The 12,528-nt window shown below is 57.1% G+C and carries 13 protein-coding genes and 1 riboswitch; of the genes, 8 read left to right on the forward strand and 5 right to left on the reverse strand.

The features are described 5' to 3' along the window. Window positions 1–18: 18 nt before the first annotated feature. From hflC to ACUVSA_RS06620, 3 genes are all read right to left on the reverse strand, one after another. A complete protein-coding gene (hflC, locus tag ACUVSA_RS06610) occupies window positions 19–1,014 on the reverse strand; it encodes a protease modulator HflC (protein ID WP_445890456.1) in 996 nt (331 codons plus the stop codon). A 5-nt stretch (window positions 1,015–1,019) separates the two neighbouring features. Continuing rightward, complete coding sequence (gene hflK, locus ACUVSA_RS06615) at window positions 1,020–2,093, reverse strand: FtsH protease activity modulator HflK (RefSeq protein WP_445894225.1); 1,074 nt, start codon at window positions 2,091–2,093, stop codon at window positions 1,020–1,022. Window positions 2,094–2,438: 345 nt separating this feature from the next. Beyond that, window positions 2,439–2,645: a hypothetical protein gene (locus ACUVSA_RS06620; protein WP_445890454.1), complete on the reverse strand. Its 207-nt coding sequence runs from the start codon at window positions 2,643–2,645 to the stop codon at window positions 2,439–2,441. Window positions 2,646–2,769: 124 nt separating this feature from the next. On the opposite strand from ACUVSA_RS06620, the gene ACUVSA_RS06625 reads away from it, so the two are divergent. The 6 genes from ACUVSA_RS06625 (at window position 2,770) to ACUVSA_RS06650 (ending at window position 7,609) form a co-directional block, all read left to right on the forward strand. Next, window positions 2,770–3,381, forward strand: a complete 612-nt coding sequence (locus tag ACUVSA_RS06625; protein ID WP_445894226.1) for a threonyl-tRNA synthetase editing domain-containing protein — start codon at window positions 2,770–2,772, stop codon at window positions 3,379–3,381. Window positions 3,382–3,400: 19 nt separating this feature from the next. Beyond that, a complete protein-coding gene (locus ACUVSA_RS06630; protein WP_445890452.1) occupies window positions 3,401–3,889 on the forward strand; it encodes a universal stress protein in 489 nt (162 codons plus the stop codon). 45 nt (window positions 3,890–3,934) lie between these two features. Beyond that, window positions 3,935–4,399, forward strand: a complete 465-nt coding sequence (locus ACUVSA_RS06635) for a universal stress protein (RefSeq protein ID WP_445890451.1) — start codon at window positions 3,935–3,937, stop codon at window positions 4,397–4,399. Window positions 4,400–4,405: 6 nt separating this feature from the next. Continuing rightward, window positions 4,406–5,440: an NAD-dependent epimerase gene (locus ACUVSA_RS06640; protein ID WP_445894227.1), complete on the forward strand. Its 1,035-nt coding sequence runs from the start codon at window positions 4,406–4,408 to the stop codon at window positions 5,438–5,440. A gap of 173 nt (window positions 5,441–5,613) precedes the next feature. Beyond that, window positions 5,614–5,695, forward strand: a riboswitch (cyclic di-GMP riboswitch). Between the two features lie 219 nt (window positions 5,696–5,914). Beyond that, window positions 5,915–6,247: a S8 family serine peptidase gene (locus tag ACUVSA_RS06645; protein WP_445890449.1), complete on the forward strand. Its 333-nt coding sequence runs from the start codon at window positions 5,915–5,917 to the stop codon at window positions 6,245–6,247. A 24-nt stretch (window positions 6,248–6,271) separates the two neighbouring features. Further along, window positions 6,272–7,609: a S8 family serine peptidase gene (locus tag ACUVSA_RS06650; RefSeq protein WP_445894270.1), complete on the forward strand. Its 1,338-nt coding sequence runs from the start codon at window positions 6,272–6,274 to the stop codon at window positions 7,607–7,609. A gap of 308 nt (window positions 7,610–7,917) precedes the next feature. Here the strand turns inward: ACUVSA_RS06650 and ACUVSA_RS06655 are convergent, their stop codons facing one another. Then, entirely contained in the window at window positions 7,918–8,256 is a 339-nt protein-coding gene (locus tag ACUVSA_RS06655) for a choice-of-anchor N protein (protein ID WP_445894271.1), read from the reverse strand. Continuing rightward, window positions 8,169–8,708, reverse strand: a complete 540-nt coding sequence (locus tag ACUVSA_RS06660; RefSeq protein ID WP_445894228.1) for a hypothetical protein — start codon at window positions 8,706–8,708, stop codon at window positions 8,169–8,171. Before ACUVSA_RS06660 ends, ACUVSA_RS06655 begins: the two co-directional genes overlap by 88 nt. A gap of 508 nt (window positions 8,709–9,216) precedes the next feature. Here ACUVSA_RS06660 and ACUVSA_RS06665 point away from each other — a divergent pair. Further along, complete coding sequence (locus ACUVSA_RS06665) at window positions 9,217–9,951, forward strand: protein-L-isoaspartate(D-aspartate) O-methyltransferase (RefSeq protein WP_445894272.1); 735 nt, start codon at window positions 9,217–9,219, stop codon at window positions 9,949–9,951. After that, a complete protein-coding gene (locus tag ACUVSA_RS06670; RefSeq protein WP_445894229.1) occupies window positions 9,948–12,398 on the forward strand; it encodes a hypothetical protein in 2,451 nt (816 codons plus the stop codon). The genes ACUVSA_RS06665 and ACUVSA_RS06670 overlap by 4 nt, the downstream gene beginning before the upstream one ends. Window positions 12,399–12,528: the final 130 nt, after the last annotated feature.

Here is a 12,528-nt window from a genome sequence, read left to right on the forward strand (position 1 = left end):
AAGTTGCACCGCGCCGTATCACGGGTTGTCGCCCTCGGGCTCGCGGTCCCGCAAATACCGAAAGAGCTCCGCGTCGGTTCCCATGACGAACAGGCCTCGAGGATTTTCATACCTCTTGTAGAAATCGAGCGTTTGATAAAATTGGTAAAATTCCGGATCCCTTCCGTAAGTTTCCGCGTAGATACGCGTGGCCTGCGCATCCGCCTTGCCTCGAATCTCTTCCGCCGCGCGATAGGCTTCCGACTGAATCCTGGCCAGATCCCGCTCCATTTGGCCTAGAATTGCTGCCCGTTCCCCTTCCCCTTCGGAACGGTATTGGGCGGCAATGCGTTTGCGTTCCGAAATCATCCGCTCAAAAACCCGCTGCTGCACCGTTTGCACATAGTTGATCCGCTTAATGCGAATGTCCAGGATTTCAATGCCAAATTCGGGCAAAAGACGGGAAGCGTCGGCTACCATTTCCCTTGTGATTTTTTCCCGCCCTTTGGCCAAAACCGCGGACGCTTCGGGATCGTTTTCGGCTTCATCACCCATCATGATCTGGTAATCGCCAAGTCCGGCTTCTAACAGGCTCTCTCGAGCCCGTTCCCAGCCTTCGCTGCGCACCAGTTCCACCAGTCGGTTATTGGAGACATGATCTCTCACCACAGAATCGATAATCCCGTCCAAGCGGCTCATGGCCGTGGTCACGGTGCCCACGCGCTGCAAAAAAAGCAGGGGGTCCTTGATGCGCCACCGCGCCGTGGTGTCCACCCAGATGTATTTCTTGTCTCGAGTGGGAATCTGATTGGGGCTGCCGTCCCACTTCAGAACACGTTTTTCAAAAAAGTTGGCTTTTTGAATGAGGGGCACCTTGAAGTGCAGTCCAGCCTCGGTGATGGGCCGCCCCACAGGCCGTCCCCATTGGGTGATCACCACCTGTTCCGTTTCGGAAACAATGAAAAGAGACCCCCACACGAGCACGACCAGGACGATGGCCACGACAACAATGGGCATTCGAAGGTTTTCCGGCATGGCGCCTACTCCCTTGCCTTTTCCGGCCTGGAACCGGACTCGGCCCACGTTTGAATCACTTGGTTCAGGTCCAAAATGGGCAGCATGCCTCCAGCGCTGGCATCCAGCACCAAAAGGTTATTTGATTTGGCGGTAAACTCACGCATGGCTTCCAGGTACATGCGGCGCCGCGTTACGTCCGGGGCCTTTTCGTATTCGTCCAGAATGCTCCGAAAACGGGTGGTCTCCCCTTCCGCTCGATTGATCCGCTGGGTCGCGTAACCTTCCGCCTGGGTGATGGTCTGGCGCGCTTCGCCTCGGGCTTTGGGAATGCGTTCGTTATAGACCTGCTGTGCTTCGTTGATCATGCGTTCCTTTTCCTGGCGCGCCTCGTTCACCTCGTTAAAGGCGGCCTTGACCGGATCCGGCGGGTTGGCGTTTTGCAGCTTCACCGTGACAATTTGGAGGCCCGTGTGGTAGGTGTCCATGATCTCCTGAATCTCCTGACGGGCCATTTCGGAGATGGAAGCGCGCCCCACCGTGAGGACTTCATCGGCATAACGGTTGCCTACAATGCGGCGCATCACCGACTCGGAAATGTCATCCAACGTGCTTTCCACATCATGCAGCCGAAACAAGTATTCCTGCGGATCGCGGATCTTGTATTGCACGGTCCACTGCAGGTCCACCACGTTGAGGTCGCCGCTCAACATGCGGGCTTCCTCTTCAAAACCCTGTTCGGCAAAACGGCTCCGCACGCCGGGCGTTACGGTTCGGTAACCGTATTCGCGCTGCAATACCCGGCCCGTCAGCACCTTTGTTACGGTTTCCACGCCCAAGGGGATCTTAAAGTGCAACCCGGGACCCTCTGTGCGCACAAACCGACCGAAGCGCAGGACCACGGCCGTTTCCTGCGGAGCCACCGTATAGTAGGCGTTGGCTCCCAAGACCAGTCCAATGATGACCAGAGCCGCTATCCAAAAGGGCCCGCCTTTCATGCCCGAAAATGAAAACCTTTGGCGCAATCGGTTGATGACCTGTTCCAGGTCGGGAGGCACCCCGGGCCCTCGGCTGCGGTGCGGGGGTCTTTCCCAATCCATCACGTTCTCCTTTGTGGGCGCATCAAAGCCGTCAAACCTTTCCTTGCCGCAAGGCCGCCAGGCGTTCGCGCCCGGCGTAGGATCAAAGCTCCCTTCATCGTTCTTGGATCATTTCCGCCACAATTGTCCATTCCAACTTCTGCGTCAGCCGGCAACGTCCCCTCAGCTGTTTCAGAAACAGGATACCGGCACAGCCCCATCCCCCTTGGCGGCTCGCGCCGATTTCACAAAACGCCTTTTCCAACAATCCCCTGCACCTGACCGAAAATGTTTTTTTCTTGCTTTCAACAAAAAAGCCCGTCGAGCGCCGCTCGAACGGGCGCCCGAACACGGTCCGTGGAAGGGTCATTTGCGCTGGGCTCGAAGCGCTTCCAAAACGTAGGCCGAGAAAACGAGAAGAAGCGCCAAAACGGCGATCCTTCCGCCTGAAGCCTCGGGGAAAAAAATCCATCCCAAAATTACGGCAAAAACCAGGCCCAGGACGGATCGAACGGCCAAAATACGCCAGCGCACCTTCATGAAGGTGATCACCGCTGATCTCTGAAGGGCCATTGCCCATCTCGCCTGCTCATTTCCGGCACCTCAAACACCCCTTTTCCATGTGCGCATCGCGCGGCACGACGCACATCCTTTGCCGGTTAAGATCTGAAACAACTCGCACATTTCCAGCGCACCCATGGCAAAGCCGCATCCTATCGGCAGCCCCCCCCAATGTCAATATGCGCCCAAGAAAAACGGCCTTTTTGTTTCGGCGCCTTGCGCCCTTTGTCCCGGTCGGTGTATATGGATCCCGATAGCGGTCGACGCCGACGGCCGTGCCCTGAAGGGCAAGGAAGGCGTGCCGCTTCGCCAAGACGCCCAGGAATCGAGCGAATCCATGAAGCTGCTCATGTTTTATGCGCCCCATTTCTGGTACCGCTCCTTTCAAAAGACTCTGGCCGAGGTGCCCGATCGGGAGGAGGAAAAGGAGTGTCGAAACGCCGTGGTCATCTTTTTTCATGCGGAAGCCCACGACGATGACCGCCGGAGCAAGGTGGTGGAGAAGTGGGTTAAAAACGCCAAATGGATCGCTCGAAAGTTCGACACCAGCACCATTGTTCTTCATTCCTTTAATCATCTGGCGGACACCAAGGCATCCTTTGAGACGGCCCGGGCCATGGTGCAGGACGTGCGCCAACGGTTGGAACGCACGGGTTTTACGGTCTTAGAAACCCCTTTTGGTTATCTGAATGAATGGAAAATCCACGTGGCGGGCGATTCCCTCGCCAAGGTGTTTAAAGACCTTTAACCTTTAAGGAGCCGACCCCATGGAGCGTGTGCTCATCGCCCTAGACGATCGACCCGGATCCTTAAAAGCCGTGGAATACGCCGCGCGCCTTCTCAAGGGATGCTCCCATGTGGAATTCATTTTGTTCCATGTGCTGCCGCCCGCTTCTCCCAATCTGCTCACCCGAGATGTGATTCGCCGCATCGAAACCATTCAGGAATCCCATCCGCACGTGAGCGGCTACTTTTGGCATCCGGAAGATGAAGAAAAAATGCGGCGCACCTTCGCCACCGCTCGCGATATGCTTTTGCAGGCCGGTTTTTCTGAATCTTCCATTCATGAAGACTTTGGCGTAGAAGGGCAGGATATCGCCTTCATCATCGTGGAACGGGCCAAGGCCCTGGATTGTTCCACCGTGGTCATGGGGCGAAGGGGTTTGAGTCGCGTGAGGGAATTCTTCCTAGGAAGCGTCTCCAAATCCGTGACGAGATTGGCACGAGGCATGACGGTGTGGATTGTTGACGCCTGAAGCCTGCCGCAAAGCTGTGACCCTTGGAAGCACAGGAGAAAAGTCATGGGCGAAAATCTCTACAAATCCATCGCCTTTTGTACGGATTTCAGCAACAACGCCGATGAGGCCTTTATCGCGGCCAAGGATTTGGCGTGGCGATACGGAGCGACACTGCACCTGGTGCATGTGCTGGTCACGTTCACGACGGCGCCCATTCGAGAAATCTACGTGCCGCTGGAAATCGACGTGCATTTCGTGGAACGGGCCACCGAAGGGGCCAAGGCGGCCATTGCAGAGCGCTACGTGCGTCAGCTTCGAGAAAAACAGCCCTACGCCATCCACATTCTTTCTGGTTATCCGGCCACAGAAATCGTGCGCTTTGTGGAAGATCAGAGCATCGACCTGGTGGTCATGGGATCCCAGGGTCTTACAGGAATCGCCCATGTGCTTTTCGGCAGCACGGCCGACCGCGTCGTGCGCAAGGCTTCCTGCTCTGTGCTGACCGTGCGCCTCAAGAAAAAGGATTGAAACGCCATGGCCGGTTTACTGGATCCGGCTGTGCCCGTGCTGGTGACGGGCACGGCGGGCTTTATCGGTTTTCATTTGGCCAAACGGCTCCTTTCCGAAGGCTACGCCGTCGTGGGCGTGGACAACGTGAACGCCTACTACGATGTACGCATCAAATGGGACCGCTTGAAAATCTTGGAAAGCTTTTCCGGCTTCACCTTCCATCGAATCGATCTGGAAGACCGAGCGGCCATGGAAGCGGTCTTTGACCATTATGCCTTTTCCGTGGTGGTGCATTTGGCGGCTCAGGCCGGCGTTCGCTATTCTTTGCAAAACCCATACGCCTACGTGGACAGCAACCTTACGGGCTTTATGAACATTCTGGAGGGATGCCGGCGGTACGGCGTGCAGCACCTGGTGTTCGCCTCGTCCAGTTCGGTCTACGGCGCCAACACGCGCATGCCCTTTTCTGTCCACGACAATGTGGACCATCCCGTGTCCCTGTATGCCGCCACCAAGAAAGCCAATGAACTCATGGCCCACACCTACGCGCACCTTTACGCCGTGCCGTGCACAGGGCTGCGGTTCTTTACGGTTTACGGCCCTTGGGGCCGCCCGGATATGGCCCTTTTTTTGTTCACACGGGCCATCCTCAACGATGAACCCATCAAGGTGTTCAATTACGGCAAAATGCTTCGGGATTTCACCTACATTGACGATATTATTGAAGGTGTTGTGCGCGTGATGCATCGGCCGGCTGCACCCAATGCCAACTGGTCCGGAAACGCCCCGGATCCAGGCTCCAGCGCCGCTCCATACAGGCTTTACAACATTGGCAACAATCAACCGGTGGAACTGATGGCATTCATCCGCGTTCTGGAAGAATGCCTCGGCAAGAAAGCGCGCAAGGAATTTCTTCCTCTGCAGCCGGGCGATGTTCCGGCCACCTACGCCGACATCGACGACTTGAGTCGCGATTTCGGCTTTCGGCCCGCCACACCCATTCGCGAAGGCATTCAAAAGTTTGTGGCCTGGTATCTGGACTACTATGGGCGCTCCTGATGGCCTTGAGGCTGGCCACATAAAATTTTCACAGACCGGCGAAAATTTGAGAGACGGCGCCGGCGCGCCGCAGTAAGCCTACCCCCATCCTCAGTTTTTTGCGAAACGGAAAAAAACACTTAGGTTCCGTAGATCCTTAGCCGATAACAATAATGTGGGTTCAAAGCTTCGCGTTTCCGAATGGGCAAACCCGCCGCAAGGCGGGGGCGCAAAGCCACGGGTCCCCCAAAATGCCGGGACGGCCGGGCTGCCGAAGAAACGGGAACACCTCCATCTCTCCGTGAATCCAGCGTCTTCCCGTTCCTCTAACGCCACTTCAATCAACATCTTTCTTGGCTTTTAGGAGGTGAATCCTATGGCCGCAAAAAATGTTTTTCAGAACCCATTTTCCCTCAACGGACCCAGCCCCAGGCGCGTCGTGTCATATGCCGCGTCTATCCGCTCCTGGTCCTGCTTGCTGTGATGGTTTTCTTGATGGCGCTGCAGGTCGCCGCTGGGACCCAAAAGCCCCAGTGGGTCCCTGGCCGCCTTCTCGTTCAGGCACGTGTGGGTGTCGACGATGCAGATCTGGATAACGTTCCTTTGAATCACGGCGCCCGTCGTCTCGCAGCCCTGCAAAAGATCCGCGTGCATGTGGTCACGGTTCCTCCACAGCTGGAAGAGGCTATTGCCAAGGCCCTTGCCAAAAATCCAAAAATTGCCTTTGCGGAACCCGACGCGCTGATCCCTCCCGACGACACCTTTCCCAACGATCCTCAGTTTGCCAGTCAGTGGCATTTGCCCCTCATGAAAGCGCCAGCCGCATAGGATTTCGCCTTAGGCGACGGCGTCATCGTGGCGGTTCTGGATACGGGCGTCGACGGCACGCACCCCGATTTCGCCGGAAAGCTGGTGCCGGGTTGGAATATCTATGACAATAACGCAGACACTTCCGACGTCTACGGGCATGGAACCTTTGTGGCCGGGGTCATTGGTGCGGCGGCCAACAACGCTCTGGGCGTGGCCAGCCTTGCCTGGAACACCCGCATCATGCCCGTGCGCATCAGTCAACCGGACGGATATGCCTATTACAGCACCATCGCCAACGGGTTGATGTGGGCCGCCGATCACGGCGCGCGCATCGCCAACATCAGTTACATGGTTAGCGGAAGTTCGACGGTGACCAGCGCCGCCAATTATTTTCGACAAAAGGGCGGCGTGGTGTTTGCTTCCGCAGGAAACACCGGATCCTTTGAAAGCACGCCGGAAAATCCGGCCATAATCTCGGTATCCGTCACGACGAGGTCCGACACGAAAGCCAGCTGGTCCAGTTACGGCAACTACGTGGATGTCGCCGCGCCAGGCGCGGGCATTATGACCACGGCTCGAGGCGGCGGCTACGCCAGTGTCTCTGGAACCTCCTTTTCCAGTCCCGCGGCGGCCGGTGTCGGAGCTCTGGTCTTCTCCGTCCAGCCTACTCTGACGCCGGATCAGGTGGAAAATCTTCTTAAGGAAACCGCTGTGGACCTGGGCACAGCCGGTTGGGACACCTTCTACGGCCATGGGCGGGTGGATGCCCATGGGGCGGTTTTGGCGGCTATAGAAATTGCAGGTGTAGACACCCAATCCCCGACCGTTGCCATCACATCGCCGATGGCCGGAACCATGGTCGTTGGCACGGTGGCGGTGGATGTGTCCGCTTCGGATAATATGGGCGTCGAGCGCGTGGAGCTTTACGCCAACGGACAGCTGGTGGCCGAAGCGAGCGAAGCGCCGTACGCCTTCAGCCTGAATAGTTTAAATTTTAACGACGGATCCCTCACTTTCACGGCCAAAGCTTGGGATAAAGCCGGCAATGTGGGCACTTCCAAAAACGTCTCGGTCACGGTGGACAATATTCCGGATCCCGGGGACCGAACGCCGCCCCAGGTCAAGATTCTGAACCCCGCCGACGGATCCACGGTGAGCAGGAAAGTGACCATCTCCTTCAGCGCCACCGACGACGTGAAGGTGGCGTCTCTAAAATGCTACATCGACGGTGTGCTCAAAGCCTCCACCACGGGCTCTGCACTTAAATACACCTGGTTCACCAGGAACGCTGCAGCCGGCGCGCACACGATTCAAGCCGCGGCCGCTGACACCTCGGGAAATACCGGCACCGCCAGCGTTCAGGTTCAGGTGATCAAATAGGACAGCTGAATAAGGGCTGCCAGGGAAGGGTTCGCCCCTTCTCCGGCGCCCTTTGTGATACGCCGTCGCGCCACAGCTCACAGTGGGGGGAAATACGCAATGAAAGAATGCTCTGCGACTGCTCCCCCTGACGGCTCGCTTTCGGTCCGTCTCTTCTACCCAAAAAGGATGGGGATTTTCCCCACAGGAAAATCCTCATCCCCTATGATCAACAGGTGAAAACCTTGCGCCGATTCAGGCGCCCAAGGCAGAGTGCCCTTAAAGATTCACGGCAAGCTACCCTAACCCTTCGCCATGTGCCGCACGCATCATCTGTTCTTCGACCTTCGGCGCTGCCTCCAGCCTAACCCAAAAAGCCCGGATCCAAGAAGCACCATGGTGGCCGGCTCCGGGATGATATTGGGTGGCGAACCACCGTCGGAGTTCCAGGTGACGTCGTGTGAGCCGGGGTTATTGTCCAAGTGTGTTACGATTTTCGGTTTACCTTTTTTGGTTGTTTCCAAGGCCATTACGTCGAAATGCATCCACGTTAGTGAGTCTGATAAAGATGAAGGGATGGTTATCTTGATCGTCTTTTGCTCGTTTTTGGCGTTACCGGAAGAGTTAGAGAAGTCTTGAATAGTCTCATTGTCTTTAAACTTCCCGATATCAAAAACAGAAAATCCGAAACATTCGACTGCACAGGATAATGGTTGTTGGGGAAGTAGATCTTATCCGCGTCAAAGTAGAAAGCCGTTATGGGAGCCCCATTGTCGACGAATATTTTAAGATCATTGTAGGACGACAAACCGTTAGGTGCGTTATCCGGCACCGAAAGCAAAAGTATGGCGCCCTTCCCGTTGAAGACATCCGGAAAACCGAACGCACTCCAGTCCCGGCCGCAGTTGGCTCCTTCGCAGTGTTGGCCTCCCAAGTCGACCGTCTTGGAACCATAGGCTCCCGCCACAAGGATCTCAAACGGAGAGGGGGCATCGGTGAAGGCGGTGTCTTCGTCGAACCCCTTGTCAGTGTAAGGCGCATAGCCTGCGCCGGTCCACACGCCGACCTGGAGCGTAGGCACTGCGTGAGCCGAAGCCGCAAGGCCCAGAATACACAGCATGACCAGGAGGACCTTTGCACGGCATGTGTGCAGGAGTTTAACCATCACGTGTGCAAGACATTTCACTCTGTGGAAAGCCATTGCACACCACCTTGAAGCCCCGACAACCTCAAAGGCCTAAGGTCCACGAAGTCGGCACCTTCCTCGGTGGACATCACTTCACCGCCAGCTCCGCGGCAAAGCCGCCATAAACGGGTTTGGAGAACTCTTTTCCCTAAAGCCAGGCTTATGGCCGGAAAAACTTAGTGAGGCGGCACGGCCGAGCCAAAGGAGCTTTCAGAAATTTTTCTATACGCCATGGTATGGCGTTTGAAAAGCTGGGTCATGAAACGTCCAGTCACTCCTGCCGAAAAATTTCCATAAAAGGCTTGACCCCAGTGAAGGCTTCACGCCATGGTTGTATAAAATCATCAAGCGTCGGCCTTTAGGTAGAAAGGGGACAAGGGTGGTGCGCAACAATTCTCCCCGGCACGACCGATTGATCGCCGCCCGAATACTTCTGATCCCGATGGCGATGGCCCTGGCCGGCCTGAAAGCCCTGCCTTGTTCGGCTTCTCACGATGCCGAAGATGCCCGTTTTGTGCAAGCCCGGCAAGCTATGGTGCGCGAAGTCCTGCAGGATGTGGCGGCGACGGCCGCGGAAACGGGCCGAGGCGCCTTATCTTCGGCGGTTGAGAAGGCCATGGGCCGGGTGATGCGCCACCGGTTTGTGCCGCCCGATCTTGTCAATGTGGCTTACGAGAATCGCCCCCTACCCATCGGGTACGGTCAGACCATTTCCCAGCCCTTTATCGTGGCCCTCATGACCGAACTGCTGGATCTTTCCCCAGACGCCAAAGTTTTGGAAATCGGAACGGGTTCGGGCTATCAAGCGGCTGTTTTGGCGCACGTCGCCAGGGAGGTCTACACCGTGGAAATTCTTCCGCCGTTGGGCCGAAGTGCCGAAGAGCGCCTGAAAGCGTTGGGGTATGCCAACGTGCATGTGAAAATCGATGACGGCTATTTCGGCTGGAAAGAGCACGCTCCTTTTGACGGCATTCTGGTCACGGCTGCGGTTCCTCACATACCACCACCGCTTCTGCAACAACTAAAACCCGGCGCCAAATTGGTCACTCCCGTGGGGCCGCCGTTTCTCACGCAGTATCTCACGGTGGTTCAAAAGGCCGAAGTCGGCACGGTGACCACGCGGCGTGTGCTGCCAGTGGCCTTTGTGCCCCTCACTCGAGGCGCCGGCTCGCCATGATCTCTTTCACGGCGGTATTTTTCGTCTCCTGCGCCGCCCTCGCCCATGAGGTGCTTCTTGTTCGGTTTCTGCACATCGTTTACGAACATCACTTTGCCTCGATGATTCTGAGCCTGGCTTTGATGGGCTACGGCGCCGGCGCCACAGGGGTCACCTTAGCGCAGCGCTTTTTGCTTCGGCGCCCCGTCGCCGCTTTTACGGGCGTGGCGATTTTTCTTTCCTGCGCTCAGCTTGTGACCGCAGCGGGGCTGTCCCGCCTTTCGTTCAACCCTTTGGAAATCCTATGGGACGTCCGCCAGCTGGTACGCCTTGCCGCCCTCTATGCCTGGTTGAGCCTTCCCTTCTTTGCGGCGGGAATGGCATCGGGTTTAGTCTTTCGCGCCCGACCGGAAAGCATCCACCGGCTGTATCTGGCGGATCTTTTAGGAGCGGCCTTGGGCACGGCGCTGGCCGTCAATCTTTTGCATGTCGTCAATCCCGTTTGGGCTTTGCGCCTGGTCTCGGCCCTGGCCGCCTCGGCGCCGGTGTTCTTGCGCTCGGGAAAACGTTTTCCCTGGGCCCTCATGGGTGTTCTGGTCAATCTTGCACTGCAGCTCCTTGTATCCCACAGTGCTTTGACGCCCACACCTTATCCATACAAGGGGTTGGCGCTCGCCCGCCAGTTTCCGGAAAGTCGCGTGGCGGCGGAACGGTTCGGCCCCATGGGTTGGGTGACCGTGCTGGAAAGTCCACATGTGCCCTTTCGATCCCTTTCGGGATGGAGCCTCTCCTGCACCACGGAAGCTCCATCGACGCCATTGGGCCTTTTCGTGGACGGAGCCGGACCTTTTCCCCTATTTGCCAAGAGTGCTTTTTCCGAAGATTTTTCTTTTCGCCATTGCCTCATGGGCACCCTGCCCTACCGATTGACGGCTCTGGAACCGAGAAATGCAGAGGATCGTCGAGCGCTCCTCCTGGGCCTCGAAGGCAATCTGGAAATCGTTGTGGCTCTTCTGGAGGGCATTTCATATCTGGAGGTGGTGGAAAGAAACGCTCATGTGACCCAACTCATTTCCCGCCTGGCCTGGGGACTCACACCCGATGACCGTCTTGGCCGCGTCACCGTTCATGTGACCGATCCCCGTCGCTTTCTGTGCGAGCACTCGCAGCACTATGACGTCATAGTCCCCGTGTCCCTCGGCGCCCTGAGCGCCTCGGCCGCCGGCGCGGCAAGCCTCATGGAAGTCTACGAAGGCACCGTCGAAGCTTTTACATTGTACCTGGATCGCTTAACTTCCAACGGCTGCTTGGCCCTGCCGCACAGCCTGATGGTGCCCCCTCGATCCACTCTGCGTTTCGTGGCCACCGCCCAAGCAGCCCTGAGGCGGCGCGGCACAAAGCATCCCCATCGCCATTTGGCCCTGATGCATGACTGGAACACGGCGCTGCTGCTGGTAAAAAAAAGCGAGATCACCCCCCAAGAACAAGACTTCATTGGAAGGTTTGCTGAGGAACGCTCTTTCGATGTGGCTTATCTTCCTGACATGAGCCCGAAGCAAGCCCAAAGATTTCACGTCTCTTCCGAAGGATCCCTGGCTGAGGCCGTAACAACTTTTTTGACCGCCCGACCCGGGGAGTTGAGGAAGGCGTCTCCTTTCGCCCTTGATCCCGTAACGGACAATCGGCCCTATGTGTTTCATTTCCTTCACTGGAAAACGTGGCAAAGGCTGCTTTCGGCACCGCACGACCGGAGTGTTTCGCTGCTTTCTTGGGGCGTTCCTGTGCTGGTGCTGGCCCTGGCACAGGCGCTGGTTGCCGCGGGGATTTTTATCGCCGCACCCTTAGCTTTTTCTTTTCGAGGCTCCTTTCGGCGATCTTTAAAACCCTTTGGCATAATCCTTATTTACTTTGGTGCGCTGGGGATGGCCTTTCTTTTGGTGGAAACAGTGGTCATTCAAAAGAACGTGTTTCTCTTGGGGCATCCTGTGTACGGTTTTGCCGGAACCGTCGGATCTTTTCTTTTGTGGGCGGGTTTGGGAAGCCTCGCCTCCCGGGGTTGGGTGCGATGGCTGGACACCCAGCGTGTGCTGCGACGCCGAAACAAGCTGACTTTGACGGCCTTCTTTGCCGGATTCGTCGTGGCGAGCTACGGCGGTGCGTGGGCTTATCTCGTGCCGTGGGCTCAGGGTCTTCCCGATCTTTTGCGATGGGCTTACGCGGTGGTGGGCATCGCCCCTGTAGCGTTTTTCCTGGGCATGCCCATGCCTTTGGGACTGGGCTTCCTGGCTCGAACCCATCCCGACCTGGTGCCATGGGCCTGGGCCGTCAACGGTTGCGCTTCGGTCCTCAGCGCCCTTGTGGCCGTCCTGGCCGCCATGACCTATGGATTCCTTGCGGTCCTGGCCGCCGGCGCCGCCTTGTATGGCGCGGCCGCCCTAAGCGCCCGAGGCCTACATGGATCGGCTTAAGAGCCGACCTCCACATGCATTCCATAAGGTAAGTCATGTTCACCATTCTTCTCGCCGCACCGCAGCAGGCCATCATCACGATTCTCACGACGGCTTCACGCACTATGCCGTCCGAACAAGGCGTGAACAA

Source organism: Desulfosoma sp., from assembly GCF_052743555.1.